This is a genomic window from Enterococcus wangshanyuanii (assembly GCF_002197645.1).
GTDB lineage: Bacteria > Bacillota > Bacilli > Lactobacillales > Enterococcaceae > Enterococcus_L > Enterococcus_L wangshanyuanii.
Genome location: NZ_CP021874.1, coordinates 1,001,128 through 1,026,773, shown reverse-complemented (window position 1 = coordinate 1,026,773; position 25,646 = coordinate 1,001,128). Strand labels below are relative to the sequence as shown.

Here is a 25,646-nt window from a genome sequence, read left to right as displayed (position 1 = left end):
AGGAAAATGCACATGTCAAAATGGGCGGGTACATTAAGTACAACGGAACCATACAATCATTTGGGTGTATTGCCAGTAAGACAAGGTAATGTCAATAGTGAAATATTTGATTTTAAGATAGTGCAGAATGGGGTGCCCTATGATCTAACAGGATTGCGGGTACTTTTTTGTACAAGTTTCAAACAATATATTTTGATTGAAAAAGAAGCGACTGTATTGAAGCCCAAAGAAGGGCTTTTTCAATTTGTGATGGATGACGACTGTATGCAACGGGTCGGCGATCAAGAGGGATACTTCGAAATCTACGAAGATGGCGTTCTATTAGACACCACTCAAAATTTCACGTATACAATTCAATCCTCAATCCTTAAAATGTTGATTGATGGAGAATCATATATCCAGCGATTAGAAGATTTATTGAATCAATTGAATGATGCAATCGCCAATAGTAACGGAGAAATCGATAAACTATTGGAAGATTGGATGAAGTTTGTTGAAGATAACAAAGAGCTTTTGGAATCAATCGACCCAGGAGGAGCACTTCTAAACCAATTGAATGAGCTGCAGAAGCAGCAAGAAGAATTAAACGGAACGTTACAAACAAACGCAGCACTGCAAATCGGCGGAGAGACACCAAGACCTGTTTTTTCTTCTGCTCTAAATTTGTTGCGACAAAAAATTGATCAAACTAAATTTAATGTACTGCATATGACCGATATCCATACAGACTACGGTTATGAACGAACATCATGGAAATATGCACAATATTTCTGGTCACACCTAACGAACATGCAGTCGTTACAGGATCTAGCGGATGTAGCGATTTATAACGGCGACAATGCAGATTGTTACATTAAGGATAAAGAGATTTCAGAGCAACAACAAAGGAAATTCGGCATTAAAGCAATACGATCCGCCGCCATTCCGACGTTTGTAAATCTCGGCAACCACGATAACGGATCGCCGCCGTTTAAACGTGATATTGGTAAAGTCATGCCGGGTGACATTATCACCAACGAAGAGTTTAAAGATTTTTACGAATCAAAAACAAAATTGTTTGACGAAGTAAGAAACGGCGATAGCTTGTATTTTTACAAAGACTTCGAAGACAAGAAAATCCGTGTGATTGGTTTAAATACAAATGACAATAACCAAAACGTATTTAACGCTGATGGAACATACAAATACGGATCACACGATCATTTTGCAATGCAACAAGAGCAGCTCAAATGGTTGGCAGATGTAGCGTTGAAAGTGCCAATTGATTATCATGTTATCGTTTTTGGCCATTGTCCGATCCACGATGAAAAATTTGATAATCGGGAATGTCTAATCAAAATACTTGAAGCCTATAAGCTAGGAACAACGGTACCAATCAAGAGTGTTTATCCTGATCACCTAGTCAATTTTACTGCAGACTTTACTCAGCAAGGGCCAGCGACTTTAGTTGGCTATATCTGCGGTCACTGGCACGACGAAGGGTTTAACCAGCTAGGCGAAAGTATAAAGTTTACGCAAATGCGATGCTTAAATGGTGGCTTTAGCGATCCGACATTGATAGACACACCTCAAGAAGATTGCTGGTCTGTGTTGTCTGTCGATACTACAGCTAAAAAAGTAGATGTATTTGGTTTCGGTCGGGCAACCAATCGATCATTTACGTATTAGGGAGGCGATGAAGAATGAAATTTGATATAAAAGAGTTGAACTTGCTTCCTACAGTAAAAAAACTAATTCTGTTGTTAGAGAATCACATCGGGTCGAATGAGCTGGAAGCACATAAACCAGTAAACGGATTTACGAATGGCTTCGCTACGCCGGAAGTATTTAAAGGAGCTAAAAATATTAGGCTCCAAGGTGCATTGAGGCAATACAATTCTGTTTTTGATATTCCGCCTGGGCTGTATGAGACATACGCCGATTTCAGCGGATTGCCGGGAGGATTGAGCAATACGGGTGCTTTCATCCATTTAAGAATAGAAGTAGGTGGTGGAGCTAGAAAACAAATATGGTTAACCGAAGGATATGAAGGTCGATTATGGTATTATACGATGCACACAGACGGCTCTTCATACAATCCGGAAGGTTGGACATATCTTCCCCGGATTCAGGAAGTTTGGGCTGGCACAGCAAAAAATGCAGGGGATATTATTACACTAAATCAGCACATGACGCATTTTAAAACTATTAGAGTGTGGTATGAGCTTGACGATGGGATATCAAGAATTTGCCAAGAATTCGAATCAAATCAATCATTTAACTTGCGTGAGTTTGATGTGTTTAACGGACCAGCTGGAGCGATCCTATTTGAAATCCGCATTACCAGGAATTCACATACTCAACTAACAGTTACGCAAAACAAAGGTCTTGATCTTGGGACAATGAAAGATATAACTAGCAATTTAAGAATCAGAAAAATAGAAGGAGTGGCGTAAATGAGTACAAATTACTTCAAACAAGAACTAGTCACTCCGGATGCAACAATCACTAACGGCGCTCACAAGAGACAAACTCTTGAGAGTGTCGTTTATTCATACGACAACAATGTATCTAAGCTGATCATTCCGGTTGCGACTCCTAAAATCTTTGAACTAGATTTTGAAGATGTCGAAACAATCAAGGTGCTTTTAACTGTCACGCAAGATGGGGTAGTCAAGAAAATTGAAGATACAGCTACCATCGAAGCTAACCACCGTAGGCGAATATCTTATATCATCACAGATCGTTTAAAAGGCTACGCAGGTAAAGTGATCATGAATGTCTATCTCGATCTAAAAAATGGCCAACAAATCGATTTAGCCGAGTATGGTTTTACAATGGTCCGTTCTGCTATCGATCAGAATATGCCAGAGATAGAGGAATTCTATTTTAAGTCGCTAGATGATGTGATTACATCTTTACAGGTAAAAGTTGATCAAGAACTTGAAAACTTCACCAACGGATTATCAGGCATCAATGAGGGATTGGCAACAGCTGCAGACACGATGAATCAGTTAATGGTAAAGGTAGATGATAATCAACAAAAAATCATTAATCAAGATATTGTGACCATTAGTGATCTATCAAGTATTTTTAGCGGTAAAGAAATTCTTCTACAAACGACTGCAAACTTTATCAATAAGGTATCAGCTAGTGTTGTCGAGAATCCTCATAGAATGTTTTCAAATATGGGGAAAGATACGTTAAATCCTAACCAATTTGATTACGAGATAAGTTCAACATCCTATTCTGATTCAGCAGAGTTAGATAATAGAATTTATACAACTCAAACGAAAGTTGCGGATCAAAAAAGGCAAGTTTGCAGCAGGTTTGATTTAATCGCAGATATTGAATATAAGAATCCTGGTCTATTTGATTCTTTAGGTGCAACAACACTGGCTCAAAAAGTCGTTACTGCAAGAAAGCTAGTTGATGGAACAATCAGACCTGTAGCTTATGTCAGCGGTAGTGGTGCAAGTTCTACCGCACCGGGGACGTCTCGCTACCAGGTTAATTTACAGATATACGGAACGACTTGGCACGGTGGAGCCACAAACACCACGAATAAGATCACTATGTTAGAGTATAAAAACCAAACAGGGCAACGAATACAAGACGATGGGTGTGTGTATGTCGTTTTATATGCGCCGCCGAGTGATGGAACTGCACCTAGTGTGGTTAATATCGATCAAGTTTATTTGGAGTATCAAATCAAATTCAAGATGTCGGATTTGTATGCTAAAAAAAGCGAGTTTGATGCGTTGACTGCAAGAGTAACGGTGCTAGAAAGTAAGGTGAAGTAATGGAATTTAATAAAGGATTTAGGAATGGTTGCTTGTTGGCCATTCCTTTTTGGGTACTCATGTTTATTGCAGCAAGAATAATTTTTGGAAAGTAGGAGAAAGAATGAACGAGATTTTAGAATTAGTAAGAGATCAGCTAACAAAAATGGGAAGAGATAACAGCTGGTTCTTTGGAATCATGGGAGCTGCTGTATTATCTATACCGCAGTGGGTGTTCTCGGATGAGTGGACGGTATCGCATACGGTATTGATTGGGTTGTTATTAGCTGTTTTGGTGTTGGACTGGATCACCGGGCGGATGCTAGCCCAACGATCGAATGTTGTTCGTAAAAAGACAGAGGTTGTCATTGATTCGCTTATTAGAGACGGCTTAATATTCCTTGTATGCGGCATTTGTTATTGCATCGATTTTTTGATTGGCACACATTCAGTCATTTTTACAGTTTTTACTGCAGCGTTTATTTATCATAACTTTTCTTCCTTTGTTGCAAATGCAACTGTGTTGGGCTGGGAGAAAAACTATCCAATGTGGCTATTTAATTTGAGTTTGAAGTGGTTGCATGATGAAGTATATGCAAAGATGGACAAATATTTTCCTGATCGAAAGGATGAAAAACATGAGTAAAGAAATCGTCAAAAATGAAGTTGTAAAAGTAGTTGCTGAAATGGCAAAACGAGAAGTACCAAATGAAGTGAAGAAAAGGACCGCTGTAGCAGCAATCAATCGTTTCTTGATTGAGAACAAGGATTTATCTCTGTCTGATAAAGAAATCGATGATCTGATTGAGGAGGTTGTTTCTGATGGCAGCGAATGACAAACAACTCGTATTTTGGTTTGATGTTCGAAAAGGAATGTTGACTTATTCAATGTATGGATCACGAAACGGAACAGATGGAACTGCAGATTGTTCCGGTTCAATCACACAAGCTATTAAGGATGCAGGCGGGAAACCTTATGCGTATTTGTATAGCACTGTCACACTTGAACCATATCTAAAGGAAAACAGCTATGAGCGAATCGCAGTTAACCAGGAATGGAATGCTCAAGCAGGCGATATCGTTATGATGAGTTGGGGACGTAGTATGGCTGATAGCGCCGGAGCTGGTGGCCACGTCGGAACAATGAAAAATTCACAAGACTTTATCAGTGTTGATTATTGGACTGGTGGCCAACAAGGAACTGCAGTATCTGAACATAATATCGATCATTACTTGGCAACTAATCAACCTAGCTATTTTGAAGTATGGCGATTAAAGACGAGTAGCAATAGCAACAACAATAATAACGAAAATGAAAACACAGAAACACCAACACTAAACTTAGGAGATGATGAGATGTATATTTACGAAGTGACACGAAAAAATGGGAAAACAGAGATTTGGTTTATGAATGGTTTGACTCGTTGGTATCTACCGACAGATGAGGCAGTTGCTACTGCAGAAGCTCAATTGAAAAAATATGGACGTTCAACGGCTCGTATGCGATTCAATCATGACAACTACCAATTAAAACAATTGGAAAAATCCGCAAAAGAAATCAAATAAAGGAATTGATTTCTTGCAATTTAAATATTAAGGTAGTATATTCAAGACATACCACCAACAACCCTAACTTAACACTTTTTCATTTACCTTCGGGTAACAACTCCTTTAGCGCCTATCTCTTGTGAGGTAGGCGCTTTTTGTCGCAAGAAAAAAGATAGGATACTAACTGATGTTGTCAGACGCGTCAGCTTGAGGGGCTGGTGGGAGTACTCCCGTGGAAGTTCGAGTCTTCTTGGCCGCATTATTTTAGAAGGCAGAGATGCCTTTTTTATTTTTAGTCATTTAAAAAACGCTAATATTATTGGTTATTATTTTGATCATAAAGGTATTTATAAGTTTCTTGTGATACAATTAACTTGCAATAAGAAAGCGAGGGATAGAGATGAAAAAGGCTATTAGTGTTAGTGTATTTGGTGCAGTCATGTTAGTTGGAGGTTTGTTTATTGGAAAGAATGTTTTAGGTAGCTCTTGGGGTGGAACAAATGTCGGAGAGCATTCAAAACATTTTACTTTGGATCATGTTGGAGATTCCTATCAATTACCAGGAGAAAAGTGGGTTCTTTTGGATGATACACCTAGCTTTTCAATTGATCATGAAGGTGTAGTTACATCAAATGGAGAAGGCTCAGCTAGAATTGCTTATGAAATTGAAGGGAAAAAAATCTATTCTGAAGTCAAAGTAGATGAATTTCCAGATTGGGGCGAGTATAAACAAATCGAAAGTAATGTGTCTATTCTAGGGCAATTTGATCATGCCTATGATGTTGAGCAAATGAAATTTACCGCTGTAAGTAATGAATATTTACTAAACTTGACGCTACTTTCTAATGCAGGTGGAAGTGGAAACTTTAGACTTTCCAGTGATGAGGAAGAGATGCTGAATATTGGCTTTAGCGAGATGGGAAAAGCTGGAGATGTAGTTTACTTTGAAAGCACACTTCATTTAGAAACAGGAAAAACTTATTATATCTCATTAAATAATGATTTGTATTTTGATTTGTTAACTTCTTATGCAATTGATTTAACGCCAATCGACTAGAATAGAACGAGTAGTGCATAGATAAAAAAAGCGTATGGGCATCTCTCATACGCTTTTTCCTAATATCCTATATAATGTAAGAAAACAAAGAAGCGAAGGTGAGGCAAATGACAATCAGACGAGCATGGTGGAAAGAGGCGGTTGGTTACCAGATTTATCCAAGAAGCTTTATGGATACGACAAATGACGGTATTGGTGATTTAAATGGCATTCGCTCAAAACTCGACTATTTGAAAGACCTCGGGATCGGTTTTATTTGGATCACCCCTATTTATGAATCACCTAATGTAGATAACGGTTATGATATCAGCGATTATCAAAAAATCCTTTCAACTTTTGGGACAATGGAGGAGTTTGAACTACTATTAGAAGAAGCTCATGAATTAGGGATCAAAGTCATTATGGATCTAGTGATCAATCATACATCCAACCAACATTCGTGGTTTTTAGAGTCGCGTTCTTCGCTCAAAGATGATTACAGAGACTATTATATTTGGGCTGATGGCACGATCGATGGGCCGCCAAATGACTGGGTGTCGATTTTTGGCGGTTCGGCCTGGGAATATGATGAACATACGAAGCAGTATTATCTCCATGTTTTTGCAAAAGAACAACCAGACTTGAATTGGGAAAATCCTCGTGTGAAACGAGAGCTGTTTTCAATGATCGATTGGTGGCTCGATAAGGGAATCGATGGCTTTAGAGTAGATGCGATTTCTCACATAAAAAAAGCGCCACTTGAAACAATCTCTGGTGAGGATCCTCATGCACCGTATAAAAATGTCTCCGGTATTGAAAGGCACCTGGAAGAACTGCGTGACATTTTTAAAAAGCGTGACATTTTGACTGTAGGAGAAGCCAATGGTGTCAGTGCGAAAGAAGCATACCAATGGGTAGGAGAAGAGGCAGGATACTTCAATATGTTGTTTGAATTTGACCATATTTCTCTTTGGAACCGAAACGAGGAGGAGCGTTTGGATGTCATTCATTTCAAAAAGGCGCTGACTCTGTGGCAAGAAGCGTTAGCGAATGGCCGAGGCTGGAATGCACTTTATATGGAAAATCATGACATTCCTCGTTCTGTCTCTAATTTTGGGAGTGAAGAAACAGTCTTTTGGAAGTCCTCTGCGAAGGCTCTAGCGCTCACGTTTATGCTATTGCAGGGTACACCGTTCATTTATCAAGGACAGGAAATCGGAATGACTAATATGCCGTTTCGCTCGATCGAGGATATTGATGCGGTAGATACGAAGAACTTCTATTATGACATGCTGCAAACTGGACTGGATGAAGAAACTGCAATGGCCGTGATCCGCAGAACTTCACGTGATAATGCGAGAACACCGATGCAGTGGACAGCAGAAGAATTTGCAGGTTTTTCAAAACGAGAGCCGTGGCTTAAAATCAATCCGAATAAGCAGGAAATCAATGTACTGGATGAAACCAATGATCCAGATTCGATCTTGAATTTTTATAAAGAAGTCATTAAACTAAGAAATCAAACAGATGCGCTGATTTACGGCAGTTATACACTTTACCTACCTGAGCATCCGCAGCTGTTTGTCTATGGGCGTCGTTTAGAACAAGAGCGCTATGTTGTGATCATCAATCTGTCGAAGGAATTTGCCTCAGCAGATTTACCAGAAAATGTGCGAATTGAAGAGTGGACACTTTTATTGTCTAATTTAAACGACTATGAAATCCATCAACACACACTCTTTGCGCCTTATGAAGCCAGAGTTTATAAATACAAAATAGACTAATGAAGAATCAAATTGAAGCTAAGCACTAACGCTTAAATCTGAGGTGTCAAAAGAATTATCCGGCTTTTATGATTCGTTCAAAAAATGTTTGAGACTGTCGCAAGAGAGAGTCTCAAACATTTTTTTATAGTAAAGAATCAAAAAAGAAAAATTTTTTAGAAAATTTCCAATTTTTCATTGCTTTTTTTTTCTGAGTGGCGTAACTTTAAAGATATAAATTTTTTGAAAATGAGGGAGACAGTATGAGAAATTTCGAAAAGTCCAAGAAACTAGATGGTGTCAGTTATGACGTACGTGGTCCAGTTCTAGAAGAAGCTGACAGAATGCAGGAAGAAGGTATCCGCATTTTAAAACTTAATACCGGTAATCCCGCCCCGTTTGGTTTTGATGCACCCAACGAAGTCGTGCGCGACATGATCACAAATGTCAGAAATTCAGAAGGCTATTCTGATTCAAAAGGAATTTTCTCAGCAAGAAAAGCGATCGAGCAATACTGTCAGGTCAAAGGCTTTCCTAATGTAACGATCAATGATATCTATACGGGAAATGGTGTCAGTGAATTGATTACAATGTGTATGCAGGGCTTATTGAACAATGGCGATGAAGTTTTAGTCCCAATGCCGGATTATCCTTTATGGACAGCATCTGTTTCATTAGCAGGAGGCAATCCAGTTCATTATATTTGTGATGAGCAAGCAGAGTGGAACCCGGATATTGACGATATCAAGTCAAAAGTTACGTCAAATACAAAAGCCATCGTGCTGATCAACCCCAACAATCCGACAGGAGCTTTATATCCAAAAGAAATCTTAGAGCAGATCGTAGAAATCGCAAGACAAAATGACTTGATCATCTTTTCTGATGAAATTTATGATCGTTTGGTCATGGATGGTTTGACTCATATTCCGATCGCAACATTAGCTCCAGATCTTTTTGTAGTCACCTTAAACGGCTTATCTAAATCACATCGGGTCGCTGGCTTCCGTTGCGGCTGGATGGTGCTGAGCGGAAATAAAAAACATGTGAAAGGTTATATTGAAGGATTGAATATGTTGGCATCGATGCGCTTGTGCTCAAATGTCTTGTCTCAGCAAATCATCCAAACAGCATTAGGTGGTTATCAAAGTGTGGATGAGTTACTCTTACCTGGTGGTCGTGTTTATGAACAAAGAGAGTATATTTACAATGCGATCAATGACATTCCTGGACTTTCAGCTGTGAAGCCAAAAGCAGCATTTTATATCTTTCCTAAAATCGATACTGCGCGTTTCGATATTTACGATGACGAAAAATTTGTACTGGATTTTCTTCATGAGCATCATATCTTATTGGTCCATGGCGGGGGCTTTAACTGGACACAGCCAGACCACTTTAGGATCGTTTATTTACCAAAAATGGAAGACTTGAAATTGACCACAGAAAAGATGCGGACATTCTTAAGCACCTATAAACAAAAATAAAACAATTGATTCAACAAAAAAGCGGCTCAAAACGAATTAGAGTTTTGAACCGCTTTTTAATGAAGATTATCGTAACAAGAATAAGATCAGTCTGTGGCACGGCAATCTTTTTTACTAATTACCATTCGATTTGTATATTTTTCTTCCATGTCTGGACTTGGATCTGAAACAACAACAAGATATGCATTTTCATATTCTTTTTCAACGTAGCCTAGATAACTATTTTTTTCCCAGCTAAAGCTAATTCGTTTCTCCTGCTCCATGAGTAAACACTCCTTATTTACAAAGTAAAATTTTTAAATCGTCTTGGTCTAGTGTTAGGTAATGTTCTTGCAGTATATTATGCAATAAAGTACAATAAATACATAATGCGAATTCGCATATTTTCCTTTTTTTTATCAAACGATGCATTTTTAATTGTTTATGATAATTAAAATAGGCATAGGAGTGAAGAAATGGATTCTTTTGGAGCTGTTATTAAAGAAATTCGTAAGAATCGAAAATTAACACAAAAAATGTTATCAGAAGATATTTGCTCACAGAGCGTATTAAGCAGAATCGAAAATAACGAAGAATTACCGAATGTTGTTGTGATGCAGCAGCTTTGCCAGCGTTTAGGGGTGACGATCGATCAAATTATGCAGTTTAAATCAGATGACGTTCGGCTGCTAACTCAAATGTTTGAAAAAATCGCTGATTATTTTCGTCATAAAGAATACAGCAAAATCATGGATTACATGGAGGCGACCAAAATCGAAGATCGTCTTCATTTAGATACGGATTGGCAGCGCTATTATTATTATTTAGGTAGTTGTAAATTTTATCTTCACAATAATTATGAGCAGGCGATCTTCGATCTGAAAAAAGGATTATCTTATACGTACCAATCAAATAAAGATAATCTATCTGATTTTGAAATTCAGGTGATCAGCTGTATCGGCAGTACTTATGGCAGTATAGGCAAAACAACTGAAGCTGAAAAATATTTAAAGCTCAGTATTCACTATTTTCATAAATTACCAAATGAACGGGTAAATGCTGAACTGACAAAAATATTCTATAATTACGCAAAATTTTTAAAAGATCAGGGGCGTTTGGATGATGCACAAATCTACATCGATCAAGGGATCGTCTGGTCTCGCTACAGAAACAGCTATTACTATTTAAGCGAGCTGTTTCAATTGAAGAGTCAATTGATGCTGGCCAAAGGAATTATTGATAAAGCGAAAGAATACGAGGCATTGTCTGATCAAATCCGACATATTGAAACCATTAAAATCTAACAAAGACAGGGTAAGTTTTTTGATAAAAGGTCTACACCATTCTTGACTTATACTGATTTTAAGAGTACTTTTAAAGTAGAAAAAAATGAGAAAGAAGGATGAAGATGAGAACGTTTATCTTTGCTGAAAAGTTCTTTTTGAAAAGTGATGTAAAAGGACCCGGCTATTTAGAAATTACCGATGGCATTTTTGGAGATTTTTATAAGGAAGTACCTGAATCAGATGCAAAAGTGATCAAAGAAGAAGGAAAATGGATTGCTCCAGGACTAGTGGATACACATATCCATGGATTTATGAATCACGATGTCATGGATAACGATGCTGAGGGCTTGAAAGTAATGTCAGAAGGCTTATTATCTTGCGGCGTAACATCATTTTTACCGACAACATTGACATCAAGTAAAGAGCGTTTGAAAGATGTCGCCCAAACGATCGGAGAAGTCTATCAAGAGGTTCCTGGTGCTAAAGTACAAGGCATCTATTTTGAAGGACCTTTCTTTACCGAAGAGCATAAAGGAGCGCAAAATCCTAGCTATTTTGGTGATCCTGATTTAGATACGTTCAATGAATGGCAAGAAGCTTCCGGCGGGTTGATCAAAAAGATCGCACTTGCTCCTGAGCGTAACGGAGTAAAAGAATTTGTCAAAGCTGTGACAGATGAAGGAGTCGTTGTTGCTTTAGGACACAGCGATGCAACGTTGGAACAAGCAACAGATGCTGTTGAAGCCGGCGCTAGTGTTTTTGTTCACGCGTACAATGGGATGAGAGGCTTAAATCATCGTGAACCAGGAATGGTTGGCGCATTGATGTCTTTAAATCATGTGTTCTCTGAATTGATTTGTGATGGACATCATGTACATCCAAATGCAGCAGATATCTTGATGGAAAAAGCAGGTCACGATCATGTTGCATTAATTACCGACTGTATGATGGCCGGCGGTATGCCTGATGGCAACTACAACTTAGGTGAGTTTCCTGTTGTGGTCAAAGATGGGACTGCCCGTTTAGAATCTGGTAATTTAGCTGGAAGTATCTTGAAACTCAAAGAAGCAATCAAGAATGTTGTTGACTGGGAAATTGCTACACCAGAACAAGCAATCATGATGGCAACATTAGTACCAGCAGTCAGCTGTAAAATCGATGATCAATGCGGGATGATTGCCAAAGGACGAGATGCAGACTTTATCGTATTAGAACCAACGATGGAACTAGCGGCAACATATTTAGATGGAGTCGAAAGATACCGCAATTAGTACTTTGTGAAAAAAAGAGAGTGATGTAAAACTAATTTTTTTAGTTTTCACATCACTCTTTTTTTGCACGATAAAGGAACTATCTTATCTAATTAGATAGATTTTGTTCTTTTTAATAAACATAATTCTATGTTATATTTTCACAAAATTTCATCGGATTTCGTCCTTAAGCTCCTCTTATTTTTATATTTAATCTATTCTTTTTGCTGTTAAAATAAAAAAGTGAGGAGGCGACAATGAACTTGAAAAAAGGTGATCGGCTGTACTTTACTATTAATGTTTTCACTTTCATCAATAGTAAGAACGTTGCCGACCGTAAGGAAGGGAAAACAAGAAGCCGAGATAAAACTGTTATCTCGGCTTCTAATTCTAAATAAACACGTTTGTCTTTTTTCAACGATACATCGGCAATATAGAAGAATGAATCCTCTGAGTAGAATAATCAATAAAAAAATCGGACAGAAACAGATCAAATGATTCAATATCAGACGTGTATAATGAAACAGGGATGATAAAGGTTTGCTCCTTTGTGCCAGCAATATAATCTCCGTCGATCGTTTGGGCAACCACCAGGAATTCATTTGCCTGCCATTCTTTTAGATCATCGAGAGTCAAGGTTTCAGCTGAGCTTAAAAATGCAACAGCCTGTTCAAATTGTTCTTCTAAACTACTACTAAAAATAATGGAAGTATCTTCTTCTTGTTCAGTCGCTAAGACGGCTGTTAAAAATTCATGAGGGGTTCGTTCTATAAGCTGTTCATTTATTAGCTGAAAATCCATTGGGTACCTCCTAAATAAATCATTTTTCATTCAAAATCGACACGCGAAAATCTACTGTCGTATTTTTGTTTAACCCTTTTGCTTCAAGTTCGATTTCTTTACATAATAGCTCTGTTCCCTCATAAATCGGGGTAACGCGATAACGGACAGTTTCGCCTTTATCTAGTGCTTGACGGATCTGATTTTCATATTTTGTCATAAAAGGAGTGTTCACAGGAGTCTGATATAGTGTCGTTAAATTTCGGGCATCATCCCCTGAACCGCCCATTTGGCGACCGATCAAATGACCTCTAGAATGATTGTATGGGTCTAAGCCGGAAATAAAACCAGGCGGTCGAACATCTTTATTGGCTGCTGTTCCTGTGTTGACCATTGCCGGTTTTAGCAAAGCATCTGCCCCAGTAGCGCGTCCTAGCGAATCAAGTTTATGGTAGTCGATCCAGCCTTTTTTACTGTCAGTCATTTCAGCCGCTGAAAAGGTTGCTTTACCTAATTCTTTTGGTCCTGGATTCGTCGAGGTTGAAGAATTAGGGACACTTGGTTTTGTTTCCTGCTGTGTGTGGATGCCGAAAATTTCCTGAATGCTATCAGGCACCTGAACACCAAACACACCTAAAACTAAAATGATTAAAACCGCCACAAGCACAACAGCAGGGCTAAATGGGGGCTTTTGTTTTTTTCTTGCCATCTTTTTCTCCTAACCAATAACTGTAAGTGGAAACGATAGAAAAATCAATTCAGTATGAATGATGTCAATCTGATTCCATTTCCTTATTATACGGAAAAAAAAGAAAAAATCAAAAAGAGATTTGATCTGTCAGAGGACTTGTTTGACTACTTATGATAAAATTTCTTTGAGAGGGGATTTGAATAAAATGGCATATATTGACGTAATAAATGAATATAAACGATATCACATGGGAGATACGACGATCGCTGCAAATGACGGGATCAATTTTTCAGTAGAAAAAGGCGAAGTCGCGGTGATTTTAGGTCCCAGCGGAGCAGGAAAATCTACTGTACTTAATATTTTAGGGGGGATGGATTCTTGTGATGAAGGACAAATCATCATTGATGGGACAGATATCGCTAAATATAACGAAAAACAATTGACTACTTATCGTCGCAATGATGTAGGGTTTGTTTTCCAATTTTATAATTTAGTCCCTAATTTAACAACGAAAGAAAATGTAGAATTGGCTTCACAAATCGTGTCTGATGCTCTTGATCCTGAAGAAGTTTTGAAGTCAGTAGGTCTAGGCGGACGATTGGATAATTTTCCCGCACAATTATCAGGGGGAGAGCAACAAAGGGTAACGATTGCAAGGGCGATCGCCAAGCGTCCTAAATTATTGCTTTGCGATGAACCGACGGGTGCACTAGATTATGAGACAGGAAAACAAATTTTGACTATTTTACAGGAAACAGCTCGTAACACTGGAACAACAGTGATCATTATTACCCATAACTCTGCAATCGCACCAATGGCTGATCGGGTCATTCGAATCAATGATGCTAAAGTTCGTAGTATGACAGTCAATGATGAACCTAAACCAGTTTCAGAGATAGAATGGTAGGTGGATGTAGTGAAAAAAACAGCACTACTTAAAACAAGTTTTCGAGAAATCAAACAGTCAAAAACCCGCTTTATCTCGATCATGGGTATCATCTTTTTAGGTGTAATGGTTTTTGTCGGGCTAAAGGCTACGGGGCCGGACATGACTAGAACCGCCTCTAATTATTACCAAAAACAAAAATTGCCGGATGCCCGCATCGTCTCGACTTTAGGCTTGGTCGATCAAGATATCAAGCAAATTCAAAAGGATAAAAACATTACAGCTGTTTTGCCCAGATATACAAAAGATATCGTTGTCACCGAGAAAAATAGTGCGGTTAAATTTATCAGCTATGATTTGAATAACAAACAAGAACTTTCAGAATATGCTGTAGTGACTGGACGGATGCCGAAGAAAAGCGGTGAGGTCGTTTTAGATGAGCTGGCGAGTTTACATGGCCGCTATAAAATAGGAGATACACTGACCCTTTCAAAAGAAGATAATCAAGACAAAGCCTTGAAGAAAAATCAATTTAAAGTCGTTGGCTTTGTTCGGTCGCCGGAATATATTGAAAATACCTCAAGAGGAAATACAACAGTTGGTAAAGGTTCTTTAGATTTCTTTGCTGTAATACCAAAAGAGGATATGGATCTGCCGACGTATACGGAACTACTCGTTTCCTTTAAAGGGTTAGCCGATAAAGACAGCTACTCAACTGAATATGAAGAGCAAAGGGATCAATTAGTCGAAGCTTTAGAGAAAGTCATGAAAGACAGACCGGAGCAACGAGCGCAAGAAATTCGTGCGGAATCAAAAAAATCCCTTGAGAAAGCGCAAAAAGAAATTACTGATGGGGAAAAAGCCTTAGAAAATGCAGAAGAGCAATTACAGGCAAGTAAACAGGATCTTGAAGTGGGTAAAAATGATTTGGCAGTAGCTAGAGAAACTTATTTGCAGAAAATCTCAGCTGCAGAAAATGAGTTAGCAGCAAATCAAGCAACGATCACAAATGGTGAAAATGAACTTGCGAATCAAAGCAGCTTATTAGAGACTAAGAAAAATGAATTAGCGCAAGCACAAGCCAAGGTCATAGAAGGACAAAATACTTTGCCAAGTTTACAACAGCAGCGTAATGAGCTTGCTGCAACTAGCGAATCACTGAATCAATTAGCAAATGGGTATCAAAGTCTAGGTTCTTCTGTTGCTCTTTTAGATAGAGTACCCGACGAAGCGTTGGCTGAAAGCATTGCTGAAGCAGCGCCGCAATTACAAGGAGCGGTTGCCGCATTAGGGTCACCAGCCGGAATTTCAACTGCAGTCAATCAATTGATTGCTCAACCTGTTAGAGAAAATATTGCAGGTGTAATGGGCGCGATCAATAGCGCTTCAGCTGAGTTGTCTACGCAACAAGGACAAGTATCACAAGGCTTGCAAACCCTGGATCAAACAATTACTACAATCAATCAGGGAATTGCTCAATACGCTGACGGGCAACAGCAGATAGCTGCAGGAGAAGCTCAATTGGCTCAGGCACAAGCAGAGCTTTCCGCTGGAAAAGAACAATTAGCAGCTGGGCGTGCACAACTTGAGCAAGCTAAAATCGAAGGTCAGGCTCAGCTTGATGAAGCCCAGAATAAACTTGATGACGGACAAAAGGCGTATGAAGAAGGTGCCGCTGAATTAGAGAAGAAGAAAAATGAAACCTTACCTAAATTAGCAGATGCCAAAAAAGAACTGGCAGAAAAGCAAAAAGAACTGAATGAACTAAAAGCTGCAGATTACTATTATTTTACAAGAGCGGATAATCCTGGTTACTCTGAATATAAAGACAATGCTGACCGAATTTCCTCCTTGTCGACCGTTTTTCCGATCTTCTTTTTCTTGATTGCAGCCTTAGTTAGTTTGACGACTATGACACGAATGGTTGAAGAAAAACGAATGGAAATCGGGAGCATGAAAGCATTAGGTTATAGAAATGGTGAAATAGCCTTCAAATTCTTGATTTATGCATCGATAGCTAGTTTATGTGGTGCTATCTTAGGCTTGGTTGTAGGGTACTATTTATTCCCGACGATCATTTTTGATGCGTATGGTCAACTGTATAATATTCCAGATTTTATCACGCCGTGGTATTTCAGCTACAGCTTGATCGGCGTATTAGTAGCTGTTTTATGTACAGCGGGAGCTGCGATGGTTGTGTTGCGTATTGATTTATTCAGTACATCAGCGACATTACTCCGTCCAAAAGCACCAAAAGCAGGTCAAAGAATTTTTCTGGAGCGTTTAAAACCAATTTGGAATCGTTTAAGCTTTATTCAAAAAGTGACTGCCCGTAATTTGTTCCGTTATAAACAAAGGATGCTGATGACTGTGTTGGGAATCGCTGGCTGTATGGCTTTGATCATCACAGGATTTGGATTGAAAGATTCAATTTCAGATATTGTCAATGTCCAGTTTAATAAGATTTGGCATTATCAGGCAGTCGTGACCTTCAAGGAAGACGCAACAGAAAACGAATCAAAGGAATATCAACGCTCAATTGAAAAGACAAAGAATTTGAAAGACACAATGCCATTACATGTAGAAACACTAAAAACGACAAAGAAAACCAATGCGAAACAAGATGTCTCAGTTTATGTACCCAAAAATCCGGCAACCATTGATCAGTTCATTTTATTCAACAAACGCCAAACCAGTGAAAAATATCAGCTAACGGATGCGGGTGTGATCATCAATGAGAAACTTGCAAATCTTTTCAACTATAAAGTTGGCGATACACTCGTTCTGAAAAATAATGACAACCAAGAATTTCAGTTGAAGATTGCTGCGATTGCGGAAAATTATACAGGACACTTTGCCTATATCACACCAGAATATTATGAGAAGATTTTCAAGAAAACGCCTGAATATAACACAGAGTTTCTACTTTTTGATAAAAAACTAAATGAAAAAACAGAAGCTTCTGTCGGTAAAGCACTGATGGAAAATAAAAAAGTGTTGAATGTTTCTTTCCTTTCTGTTTCTAGTGATGCGTTAGATGATACGATCCACAGCTTGAATATCGTTGTTTGGGTTTTGATCACTGTTTCCGGGATACTGGCATTTATCGTTTTGTACAATTTGACGAATATCAATATTTCAGAACGAATCAGAGAATTATCGACGATCAAGGTGTTAGGTTTTTATGACAATGAAGTAACGATGTATGTTTATCGTGAAAATATCATTTTGACATTGATCGGTATCGTGATCGGCTGTTTCTTCGGGAAAATCGTTCATAGCTATGTTTTGACAACGGTTGAAGTAGATATGCTGATGTTTTCACCAACTATTCATTGGATCAGTTACCTTTATTCAGCTTTGATCACCATGTTCTTCACTTTGTTGGTTATGATTTTCATGCACAGAAAACTAAAAAAAGTGAATATGATCGAAGCATTGAAATCAAATGAATAAACCAAAAGAGAAGATGAACTAAACATCGCTCGAATCTAAGCAACTTTTAGCCACCGTTTATTAATAGTAGATCTCCGTAACAATACTGTTTTCTAGTTTTGTTGCGGAGATTTTTTGTAGTTTAGCTTCTCTACATCCTTCGTATGATTTTTAAAGATTTACTGTTATTTCTAATCAAGTATTGGTAAAATATAGTTATCGTCGGAAAAGGAGCATATGTGGGAATATCGACTGCGGCATCTTTAAAAAAGCAGCTGAAGGACCTATTTGCGGAAAGGAGTGAGAACATGGTTCAAGGAATTCCGATTGAAACAATTTATCTATATGTGTTGATTGCATGTGCTGGAATTGCTGTTTTATTAGTGATTTTTGGGGATGTATTTGATTTTGACGGTCCCATTGACCCTATGCTGATCATTCCGTGGCTGGCATTTACTTCATTGTTCGGCTATTTAGGTGAACAGCTACTTGACTGGGGACATGTTTTTCTGTTTATCGTTAGTGGTTCGCTTGCAACGATTCTAGTGTTTTTCCTTAATTTCTATGTTTTAGTACCAATGAAAAATGCTGAATCAACGATTTCGATCTCTGAAAAAGATATGGAAGGCACTCAAGCAACCGTTATCACACCGATTCCTGTCAGTGGGATGGGTGAGATCCAGCTGAAAAGTGTGACCGGTTCGATCAATCGTCCAGCAGCGTTGTATGCACCGCAAGAAACACCGATCGATCGCGGCGAACAAGTTTTGATCATTGAAGTCAAGGAACGTGTTTGCTATGTTGTCCCTTATAAGGGCAGTCTGAAAGTTTAAAAAAGAAGGAGTAGAGGAAAATGGAGTTAGGATTATTGGGACCAATCGTTTTGGTTGTTTTTATCTTATTGATGATGCTGATTGTATTTGTATCAAAATATCAAACAGCCAAACCAGATGAAGCACTGATCGTCAGTGGGAGTTATTTAGGAAGTAAAAATGTTCATAAAGATGAGCGAGGAAATAAAATCAAGATCGTTCGCGGCGGCGGAGCATTTGTGCTACCTGTTTTCCAACGTTCGAACCGAATCAGCTTACTATCAAGTAAATTAGATGTATCAACACCAGAAGTCTACACAGAACAAGGCGTACCGGTAATGTGTGACGGTACATCGATCATCAAAATTGGTTCATCTGTAGAAGAAATCGCCACAGCTGCAGAACAATTTTTAGGTAAAACAAGAGAAGAACTTGAAAATGAAGCACGTGAAGTTCTAGAAGGACATCTGCGTTCGATCCTAGGTTCAATGACTGTAGAAGAAATCTACCAGAACCGTGATAAATTTAGCCAAAGCGTTCAAGAAGTGGCAAGTGTGGATTTAGCGAAAATGGGTCTGATCATTGTTTCATTCACGATCAAAGAGGTTCGTGATAAAAACGGTTACCTTGATTCATTAGGGAAACCAAGGATCGCTCAGGTAAAACGTGATGCAGATATTGCTGAAGCCGAAGCATTGAAAGAAACAAGAATCAAGAAAGCCGAAGCTGAAAAAGATTCTCAACAGGCTGAGCTGCAACGACAAACAGAAATTGCCGAAGCATCAAAAGAAAAAGAATTAAAACTGGCAACCTATAAAGAAGCCCAAGATATCGCTAAAGCAAAAGCCGATCAGGCTTATAACTTAGAAACAGCGAAAGCACAACAAGAAGTTGTGGCGCAAGAGATGGAGATCAAAGTCATCGAGCGTCAAAAACAAATCGAGCTGGAAGAAAAAGAAATCATTCGTCGTGAGAAACAATACGACTCAGAAGTGAAGAAAAAAGCAGATGCGGATCGTTATGCAAAAGAGCAGGAAGCCTTAGCTCAAAAAGCGCGTGAAGTAGCTGAAGCCGAAGCAGAGCGTTTCCGTGTAGAAGCGTTAGCCGAGGCAGAAGCAAATCAAACACGTCTTGCAGGGCAAGCCGAAGCAGAATCTATTTTGGCTCGTGGGGCTGCCGAAGCGGAAGCAAAACAAAAAATTGCGGATGCCTTTAAAGAATATGGCGAAGCTGCTGTATTGAGCATGGTGATGGAAATGCTGCCTCAATTAATGAAAGAAGCGGCACAACCTCTTAGCAACATCGATAAAATCTCTGTTGTTGATACTGGTGGCGGCGGTGAAAATGCCGGAGCCAACCGTATTACAAACTATGCAACGAATTTATTAGCGGGAACGCAAGAAACATTGAAAGAAACAACAGGGTTGGATGTCAAAGAATTGATTGAAAACTTTTCTAAAAAGGGCACGCACAGCAATGTAAACTTTTATAGTGAAGATTCTTCAACTGAAGAAAATTAGACATGAAAAAACTGTCAAGTTTCGTATAGAACTTGGCAGTTTTACTTTATTTTTTATTTTGTTTTTCAGCTTCCACTCGCGCTTGAACCTTTTCTCTAAGTTCCTTTAGTTCAGCCTCTTTTTTTGCTAGTTCAGCAAGATCTTCTTCGATCTCGTGTGTTTCTTCAATTGGTTTCGGTTTGAAAAAAAAGTTCAAACCAATGCCGATGAATGTACCGATAAATGTATCGATGACTCGGTCTAAAGCGAAATAAAAAGATTCGCCTTGAGGAATACTAAGGGAAATCAGCAAAAGCGTTGCAATGGCAGAAATAATACCTGAGTTATTGTTGATACCATCAGAAACTACGATCACGATAATAACTAGTATAGGAAGCAACAGCAATTCGACTAAAAAATCATTAGCGAACAGATCTTTTACTAAAAAGTAAACGATCGCTAATCCACCGCCGAGTGTGTTGCCGAGGATTCTGGACTTACCGAAAGTCACACTGGTGGTCAGGTCTTGCCGCAATGAAAAAACAGCGGCTAAAGCAGCAATCATCGGTGCGCCTCGATCAAATACTTTAAATAAAATAATACATAACATTACTGCGAGGGCAGTTTTTAGTGTTCGCATACCTAAGCGAAAACGACCAACCTCCATGAGCTTCCACTCCTATCATCAACATTTAATGACTTTACTATTTCATCATAACCGAAATAGAGGTAAAATTACTAGTATTAAAATAAAAGATTAACTAAAATTATAAGGAGAGGTCAAATGAAAATTGGCTTAAGAACGATCAAAACTGCTGTAAGTGCCACGCTAGCGATGGTTGTTGCAGGCAGCTTAGGATTGCTTTACCCCGCATCTGCAGGAATTATTTCTGTCTTAAGTGTGACTAACACAAAAAAGACCTCAATATTGACAGGTTTGTATCGCCTGTTGTCATTAGCGTTAGCTACTGGGATTGCTTATATCTGTTTTACTCTTTTTGGCTTTAATCCTGTTGCATTTGGTATTTTTTTACTCTTATTTATCCCTTCTGCAGTCTATTTCAAGCTTTCCGATGGGATCGTCGTAAGTTCAGTGCTAGTCACTCAGTACTTAGTTGAGAAAAATTTATCCTGGGCATTCATCGGAAATGAATTTTTATTGATGACGATCGGTGTAGGTTTTGCTTTATTGATGAATGCCTACATGCCTGATGCTGAGAAACGTTTGAAAGAAGATCAGGAAGTCATTGAAGTCATGTTTCGTAAGATATTGAATAATATGGCGGCCTATTTGAATCAACATGGCAAAGAACGAAATCTTTTTGAAAAATGCGATGATCTTAAAGCTTTTATTCGTACAGGTGAAACTTGGGCGAAGACACATGCCGAAAATCACTTATTATCATCTGATGATTACTATTTAAACTATTTTACGATGCGTAGAATGCAGAGTAATAGTTTAAAAGATATGCTGCGGATCTTAGAGAAAATAACTGTGGAACCGGAACAAGTTGAAAGTATTCAGCAGTTATTGGAGTATACAGCAGAAACATTTGCAGAAACAAATGATGGACAAGCGATTCTTGATCGAATCACGCAAGTTTATGACGTTTATCGTAAAAAAGAGCTACCAAAAACGAGGGAAGAATTTGAGAATCGAGCGCAGATTTTTCAATTGCTGCAAGTTTTTCATTCCTTTATTCAAATCAAGGCAGAGTTCTCTAGACACCAAAATGAAAAAGCTTTGTAGTGTTAACCGTTACAAATCTAAAGCAATTATTAAAGTTTAGTTACGGATTTCTAAAATCCTAGTATTTCCAAAATCAAGGTGCTATACTTTCATCAAGTTAAAAAGACACAATGATTGGCAAATCAAAGTCAAGTCTTTCAAATCATTTAGCTCGATTTGTACCTCTTCAAATCAGAGGGAAAGATCAGCTTTTCAAAAAGGTGGAACCCGAATTAATGACTGAAAAATGGCGCGAAGATCAAGAATATATGTCTTATGTAGAAGATTTATTGGAAAAAGAAGAAGTTCAGCGTTTAAGTAATTACACACAGCATGTTCATTCAACTCGTTTGGATCACTCGATCAGCGTTTCTTACAACAGCTACCTATTAGCGAAGAAATGGAACGGAGATGCAAGAGCAACCGCTCGTGCTGGTTTATTGCATGATCTGTTTTATTACGATTGGCGGACGACAAAGTTTGATGAAGGCTCACATGCCTACATGCATCCTAGGATCGCTGTGAAAAATGCAGAGAAGCTGACAGAGCTTTCAGATTTAGAACGCGACATTATCATCAAGCATATGTGGGGAGCAACGATTGCCCCGCCTAAATACAAAGAAAGCTACATTGTTACGATGGTCGACAAATATTGTGCTGTCAAAGAAGCATCAGAACCAATGACCAATGCAGTGAAGTCAAAATGGCGCCAATACTTCGGTAAAAAGCAACCTGTACAATAATAAAAAACAACCGATTCTCAAATAAGAGAATCGGTTGTTTTTTTTATTGCGATTCCAACTGCTGTGCTTGTTCTAGTTTTTTTAAACGTTTGATTGCTTTAAAATAAGAAGCTAGTAAAACAATCACCGAACCTGCCCAAGCAAGCGGGGAGGCGAGGGCTGCTCCAACAAAGCCTAAAGAAGCTGTCAAAATGATCGCAGCAAATGAACGCATGATCAGCTCCATGATTCCAGCAATCGTAGGCACGATACTTTGCCCAAGTCCTTGAAGCGTATAGCGCAGAATGAAAAGAATCGCCAAAAGCCAGTACATACTCCCATTGACATTAAAGTAGATCTGAGATAAATCAAGAACCGCCGTTTCTTTTGCACTAACAAAAAGTGTTACGAGATTTTGACCGAAAAGAATCACGATCCCACCAGCTAGCAAACTAAAACTAATACTCATGATTAAGCACTGAGTAACGCCTTGTAGAATGCGTTTGTATTTCTTGGCACCATAATTTTGAGCAGTAAACGTAGCCATTGCAATGCCGAAAGACATCATCGGTTGTGTCGCAAATTGCTCGATTTTACCGGAAGCTGCCTGTGCAGCCACAACATCTGTCCCTAAACTATTCAAAGCAGCTTGTAAAATAATGGCGCCGATTGCAATGATTGAAGACTGGAAAGCCATAGGCAAGGCAATATTTAAATGAGCACGGAAATCTTTTTTGTCAAAAGTAAAATCCTTTTTTCGTAATTGCAGGTTTGGAATTTTCCGTCGAATATAAATGACACAAAGTAGACTGGAAACAATTTGAGCGGTAACAGTAGCGATCCCGGCACCAGCTACCCCCATATGAAAATTAATGATCAAAATCAAATCTAAAACAACATTTATAATACTGGCAATGATCAAGAATAGAAGCGGTGTCCGACTATCGCCAAGTGCACGGATCACATTAGACAACAGATTAAAAGCCATTGCAGCAAAAATTCCAGCAAAAATAATTGAAATAAAAATCTGTGCATCATCGATGATTTCTTTTGGCGTTTGCATCAAGACAAGCATCGGATGAACAAAAATCAAGCTCAATACTGTCAAAATAATCGTCACGATCCCACTGATCATGATGCCGGTCGCAAAACTTTTTTTCACCCCACGATAATCTTGACCACCGAAACGCTGAGAAGTTAAAATAGACAGACCAGCAGTTAATCCTTGAGCAAAACCGATGATCAAAAAAGTAATGCTGCCGGTGGAGCCAACTGCTGCTAAAGCATCTTTTCCAAGGGTTTGCCCTACAATGATCATATCAGCCATATTATAGAACTGTTGGAAGATATTACCGATCAATAGTGGGATCGTAAAAAAGAAAATCAGTTTTGCTGGGTTGCCATGTGTTAATTCTTTCAATGAAAACATCCTTTCATCTGTAAAAAATCAAATCAATAAATGCTATGTTGAATTAAAAATAAAACGCCTCTTCGTTAAGATCAGGTATGCTAAAAATTTCCTATTCATAGTAGCACAATCCATCAGTTTTGCAAGGGCTTTACTGAGAAAAATGTGAATAAAAAAATTTGATTTATCTAATTTGAAAAAGTTTTGATATAATTGACCAGTATGTTACTGAAAAGTAGTATGATTGAGAATAGTCAACATTGATAGAGGAGTTGAAAGTATGGAAAGTGATTTGAAAATGCCAATTAAAATGAGTATTCATATGATGAAATGGCTCATGATCTCTGCACTAATTGGGCTTGTGATGGGGATATTATCCGCATTTTTTTTGAAAAGTTTAGACCTGGTGACTACAATCAGGTTGAATCATACCTGGCTATTATTTTTGTTACCGTTTAGTGGCGCTTTATTTGCCTTTTTATATAAGCAATATGGCGGCAATGCAAGTAGAGGGAATAATCTTGTGATCGATCAGGCAAATGGTGAACAAGAAAATATTCCTCTGCGACTGATCCCATTAACTTTATTCGGAACGATCACGACACATTTATTCGGTGGTTCTGTTGGACGTGAAGGAACAGCGGTCCAAATGGGTGGAACAGTTGCCAATGCCGTTGGCCGTTTATTTCGTTTGGATAAATTAGAAAGAGAGATCGTCATTATTAGCGGGATCAGTGCTGGTTTTAGTTCAGTCTTTGGTACACCGCTGGCTGGTACAGTTTTTGGTTTAGAAGTATTAGTGATCGGACGTTTAAGGTCAGATGCTATTTTTCCAAGTTTTTTTGCAGCTTTTTTTGCAAATTTCGTTACAGAAGCGTTTGGAGTCACGCACACGCATTATAGTATGGGACAAATTCCAGACTGGACAGTGCCTTTATTTATCAAAATTTTTGCAGCTGGGATTTGTTTTGGCTTAGCAGGCTGGTTGTTCAGCCGTTCCATCGTATGTATTAAGAAGGTTTATGCAAATTGGATCAAAAATGTTGTTTTAAGAAATTTTTTAGGTGGAGCAGTTGTCGTAGCCGTCGTTTTCATTTTACAAACTCAGCGATATCTTGGTTTGAGCTTACCTTTACTAAAAGATGCATTCAATGGAGAAAGCTATTGGTTTGATTGGATAGGCAAGCTCTTCTTCACAGTTCTATCCTTAGGTGCTGGCTATCAAGGCGGCGAAGTGACTCCGCTATTTGAAATTGGTGCAACATTAGGCAGCAGCTTGGCTGCGCTTCTCCATGTATCTATTCCATTTTTGGCTGGACTGGGCTTTATTGGTGTCTTTTCAGGAGCGACCAATACTCCTATTGCTTGTTTTATTATGGGGATCGAACTTTTTGGCAGTGACGCTGCTGTTTTCTTTTTCATGATTTGTTTGATCAGCTATATGTGTTCTGGAAATGCTGGAATCTATTCTGCACAGCGAATTGGTGTTGAAAAAGGAGTGTTGTTTTTACCATTATGGACAAACTGGCAAGAACGGCGGAAAAAGTGATTTCATGAAGATATGCTATACTAGTTGAAGA

General features: G+C 38.5%; 23 protein-coding genes. 18 read left to right on the top strand and 5 right to left on the bottom strand.

All coding sequences use genetic code 11. The features are described 5' to 3' along the window. Positions 1-12 precede the first annotated feature (12 nt). From CC204_RS04840 to CC204_RS04800, 9 genes are all read left to right on the top strand, one after another. The gene (locus CC204_RS04840; RefSeq protein WP_162288325.1) at positions 13-1,668 is read left to right on the top strand and encodes a BppU family phage baseplate upper protein; all 1,656 of its coding nucleotides are present in this window, start codon (positions 13-15) and stop codon (positions 1,666-1,668) included. A 14-nt stretch (positions 1,669-1,682) separates the two neighbouring features. Further along, complete coding sequence (locus tag CC204_RS04835) at positions 1,683-2,435, top strand: hypothetical protein (protein ID WP_088269059.1); 753 nt, start codon at positions 1,683-1,685, stop codon at positions 2,433-2,435. After that, positions 2,436-3,782 (top strand): BppU family phage baseplate upper protein, encoded by a 1,347-nt coding sequence (locus CC204_RS04830; protein ID WP_088269058.1) that lies wholly within the window; start codon positions 2,436-2,438, stop codon positions 3,780-3,782. It abuts the gene before it with no gap. Positions 3,783-3,885: 103 nt separating this feature from the next. Beyond that, positions 3,886-4,407, top strand: a complete 522-nt coding sequence (locus CC204_RS04825) for a phage holin family protein (protein ID WP_088269057.1) — start codon at positions 3,886-3,888, stop codon at positions 4,405-4,407. Then, complete coding sequence (locus CC204_RS04820) at positions 4,400-4,597, top strand: hypothetical protein (RefSeq protein ID WP_157894233.1); 198 nt, start codon at positions 4,400-4,402, stop codon at positions 4,595-4,597. Before CC204_RS04825 ends, CC204_RS04820 begins: the two co-directional genes overlap by 8 nt. Continuing rightward, entirely contained in the window at positions 4,584-5,327 is a 744-nt protein-coding gene (locus CC204_RS04815; protein ID WP_088269055.1) for a peptidoglycan amidohydrolase family protein, read from the top strand. The genes CC204_RS04820 and CC204_RS04815 overlap by 14 nt, the downstream gene beginning before the upstream one ends. A 382-nt stretch (positions 5,328-5,709) precedes the next feature. After that, on the top strand, positions 5,710-6,366 hold the full coding sequence (locus CC204_RS04810; protein WP_088269054.1) for a hypothetical protein: 657 nt from the start codon (positions 5,710-5,712) through the stop codon (positions 6,364-6,366). A 107-nt stretch (positions 6,367-6,473) separates the two neighbouring features. Then, a complete protein-coding gene (locus CC204_RS04805) occupies positions 6,474-8,129 on the top strand; it encodes a glycoside hydrolase family 13 protein (protein WP_088269053.1) in 1,656 nt (551 codons plus the stop codon). A gap of 242 nt (positions 8,130-8,371) precedes the next feature. Further along, on the top strand, positions 8,372-9,589 hold the full coding sequence (locus CC204_RS04800) for a pyridoxal phosphate-dependent aminotransferase (RefSeq protein ID WP_088269052.1): 1,218 nt from the start codon (positions 8,372-8,374) through the stop codon (positions 9,587-9,589). An 86-nt stretch (positions 9,590-9,675) separates the two neighbouring features. Here the strand turns inward: CC204_RS04800 and CC204_RS21340 are convergent, their stop codons facing one another. Continuing rightward, the gene (locus tag CC204_RS21340; RefSeq protein WP_088269051.1) at positions 9,676-9,852 is read right to left on the bottom strand and encodes a hypothetical protein; all 177 of its coding nucleotides are present in this window, start codon (positions 9,850-9,852) and stop codon (positions 9,676-9,678) included. Positions 9,853-10,044: 192 nt separating this feature from the next. Between CC204_RS21340 and CC204_RS04790 the strand changes: the two genes are divergently transcribed. Together CC204_RS04790 and nagA are read left to right on the top strand one after the other, a co-directional pair. Then, complete coding sequence (locus CC204_RS04790; RefSeq protein WP_088269050.1) at positions 10,045-10,872, top strand: helix-turn-helix domain-containing protein; 828 nt, start codon at positions 10,045-10,047, stop codon at positions 10,870-10,872. A gap of 104 nt (positions 10,873-10,976) precedes the next feature. Continuing rightward, positions 10,977-12,125: an N-acetylglucosamine-6-phosphate deacetylase gene (gene nagA / locus CC204_RS04785; protein ID WP_088269049.1), complete on the top strand. Its 1,149-nt coding sequence runs from the start codon at positions 10,977-10,979 to the stop codon at positions 12,123-12,125. Between the two features lie 393 nt (positions 12,126-12,518). On the opposite strand, the gene CC204_RS04780 is transcribed toward nagA, so the two are convergent. Both CC204_RS04780 and CC204_RS04775 read right to left on the bottom strand, forming a co-directional pair. Further along, the gene (locus CC204_RS04780) at positions 12,519-12,905 is read right to left on the bottom strand and encodes a hypothetical protein (protein ID WP_088269048.1); all 387 of its coding nucleotides are present in this window, start codon (positions 12,903-12,905) and stop codon (positions 12,519-12,521) included. A gap of 19 nt (positions 12,906-12,924) precedes the next feature. After that, positions 12,925-13,593: a DNA/RNA non-specific endonuclease gene (locus CC204_RS04775; RefSeq protein WP_088269047.1), complete on the bottom strand. Its 669-nt coding sequence runs from the start codon at positions 13,591-13,593 to the stop codon at positions 12,925-12,927. Between the two features lie 187 nt (positions 13,594-13,780). Between CC204_RS04775 and CC204_RS04770 the strand changes: the two genes are divergently transcribed. The 4 genes from CC204_RS04770 to CC204_RS04755 all read left to right on the top strand — a co-directional run bounded on the left by CC204_RS04770 (position 13,781) and on the right by CC204_RS04755 (position 20,228). Continuing rightward, entirely contained in the window at positions 13,781-14,482 is a 702-nt protein-coding gene (locus CC204_RS04770) for an ABC transporter ATP-binding protein (RefSeq protein WP_088269046.1), read from the top strand. Between the two features lie 9 nt (positions 14,483-14,491). Then, the gene (locus CC204_RS04765) at positions 14,492-17,917 is read left to right on the top strand and encodes an ABC transporter permease (protein WP_227011231.1); all 3,426 of its coding nucleotides are present in this window, start codon (positions 14,492-14,494) and stop codon (positions 17,915-17,917) included. A gap of 287 nt (positions 17,918-18,204) precedes the next feature. Further along, on the top strand, positions 18,205-18,729 hold the full coding sequence (locus tag CC204_RS04760; RefSeq protein ID WP_088269045.1) for an NfeD family membrane protein: 525 nt from the start codon (positions 18,205-18,207) through the stop codon (positions 18,727-18,729). A 20-nt stretch (positions 18,730-18,749) separates the two neighbouring features. Beyond that, a complete protein-coding gene (locus tag CC204_RS04755) occupies positions 18,750-20,228 on the top strand; it encodes a flotillin family protein (RefSeq protein WP_088269044.1) in 1,479 nt (492 codons plus the stop codon). A 46-nt stretch (positions 20,229-20,274) separates the two neighbouring features. On the opposite strand, the gene CC204_RS04750 is transcribed toward CC204_RS04755, so the two are convergent. Then, positions 20,275-20,874 carry an FUSC family protein gene (locus CC204_RS04750; protein WP_088269043.1) on the bottom strand — a complete coding sequence of 200 codons (600 nt, stop codon included), beginning with the start codon at positions 20,872-20,874 and terminating at the stop codon, positions 20,275-20,277. A gap of 117 nt (positions 20,875-20,991) precedes the next feature. On the opposite strand from CC204_RS04750, the gene CC204_RS04745 reads away from it, so the two are divergent. Continuing rightward, a complete protein-coding gene (locus tag CC204_RS04745) occupies positions 20,992-21,957 on the top strand; it encodes an aromatic acid exporter family protein (protein WP_088269042.1) in 966 nt (321 codons plus the stop codon). Between the two features lie 215 nt (positions 21,958-22,172). Beyond that, positions 22,173-22,679 (top strand): HD domain-containing protein, encoded by a 507-nt coding sequence (locus CC204_RS04740; RefSeq protein WP_087641507.1) that lies wholly within the window; start codon positions 22,173-22,175, stop codon positions 22,677-22,679. Positions 22,680-22,722: 43 nt separating this feature from the next. Here the strand turns inward: CC204_RS04740 and CC204_RS04735 are convergent, their stop codons facing one another. Beyond that, positions 22,723-24,078, bottom strand: a complete 1,356-nt coding sequence (locus tag CC204_RS04735) for an MATE family efflux transporter (RefSeq protein WP_088269041.1) — start codon at positions 24,076-24,078, stop codon at positions 22,723-22,725. 268 nt (positions 24,079-24,346) lie between these two features. Here CC204_RS04735 and CC204_RS04730 point away from each other — a divergent pair, with 268 nt between their 5' ends. Further along, positions 24,347-25,615, top strand: coding sequence for a voltage-gated chloride channel family protein (locus tag CC204_RS04730; RefSeq protein ID WP_088269040.1), 1,269 nt, complete (start codon positions 24,347-24,349; stop codon positions 25,613-25,615). Positions 25,616-25,646: the final 31 nt, after the last annotated feature.

Bases quoted from the DNA above. Each gene is read 5' to 3' on its own strand.
- CC204_RS04810 (WP_088269054.1), top strand. From the start codon at position 5,710: ATGAAAAAGGCTATTAGTGTTAGTGTATTTGGTGCAGTCATGTTAGTT.
- CC204_RS04730 (WP_088269040.1), top strand. From the start codon at position 24,347: ATGGAAAGTGATTTGAAAATGCCAATTAAAATGAGTATTCATATGATG.
- nagA (WP_088269049.1), top strand. From the start codon at position 10,977: ATGAGAACGTTTATCTTTGCTGAAAAGTTCTTTTTGAAAAGTGATGTA.
- CC204_RS04755 (WP_088269044.1), top strand. From the start codon at position 18,750: ATGGAGTTAGGATTATTGGGACCAATCGTTTTGGTTGTTTTTATCTTA.
- CC204_RS04835 (WP_088269059.1), top strand. From the start codon at position 1,683: ATGAAATTTGATATAAAAGAGTTGAACTTGCTTCCTACAGTAAAAAAA.
- CC204_RS04745 (WP_088269042.1), top strand. From the start codon at position 20,992: ATGAAAATTGGCTTAAGAACGATCAAAACTGCTGTAAGTGCCACGCTA.
- CC204_RS04820 (WP_157894233.1), top strand. From the start codon at position 4,400: ATGAGTAAAGAAATCGTCAAAAATGAAGTTGTAAAAGTAGTTGCTGAA.
- CC204_RS04740 (WP_087641507.1), top strand. From the start codon at position 22,173: ATGACTGAAAAATGGCGCGAAGATCAAGAATATATGTCTTATGTAGAA.
- CC204_RS04775 (WP_088269047.1), bottom strand. From the start codon at position 13,593: ATGGCAAGAAAAAAACAAAAGCCCCCATTTAGCCCTGCTGTTGTGCTT.
- CC204_RS04805 (WP_088269053.1), top strand. From the start codon at position 6,474: ATGACAATCAGACGAGCATGGTGGAAAGAGGCGGTTGGTTACCAGATT.
- CC204_RS04750 (WP_088269043.1), bottom strand. From the start codon at position 20,874: ATGGAGGTTGGTCGTTTTCGCTTAGGTATGCGAACACTAAAAACTGCC.
- CC204_RS04780 (WP_088269048.1), bottom strand. From the start codon at position 12,905: ATGGATTTTCAGCTAATAAATGAACAGCTTATAGAACGAACCCCTCAT.
- CC204_RS04825 (WP_088269057.1), top strand. From the start codon at position 3,886: ATGAACGAGATTTTAGAATTAGTAAGAGATCAGCTAACAAAAATGGGA.
- CC204_RS04830 (WP_088269058.1), top strand. From the start codon at position 2,436: ATGAGTACAAATTACTTCAAACAAGAACTAGTCACTCCGGATGCAACA.
- CC204_RS04840 (WP_162288325.1), top strand. From the start codon at position 13: ATGTCAAAATGGGCGGGTACATTAAGTACAACGGAACCATACAATCAT.
- CC204_RS04770 (WP_088269046.1), top strand. From the start codon at position 13,781: ATGGCATATATTGACGTAATAAATGAATATAAACGATATCACATGGGA.
- CC204_RS04760 (WP_088269045.1), top strand. From the start codon at position 18,205: ATGGTTCAAGGAATTCCGATTGAAACAATTTATCTATATGTGTTGATT.
- CC204_RS21340 (WP_088269051.1), bottom strand. From the start codon at position 9,852: ATGGAGCAGGAGAAACGAATTAGCTTTAGCTGGGAAAAAAATAGTTAT.
- CC204_RS04815 (WP_088269055.1), top strand. From the start codon at position 4,584: ATGGCAGCGAATGACAAACAACTCGTATTTTGGTTTGATGTTCGAAAA.
- CC204_RS04800 (WP_088269052.1), top strand. From the start codon at position 8,372: ATGAGAAATTTCGAAAAGTCCAAGAAACTAGATGGTGTCAGTTATGAC.
- CC204_RS04790 (WP_088269050.1), top strand. From the start codon at position 10,045: ATGGATTCTTTTGGAGCTGTTATTAAAGAAATTCGTAAGAATCGAAAA.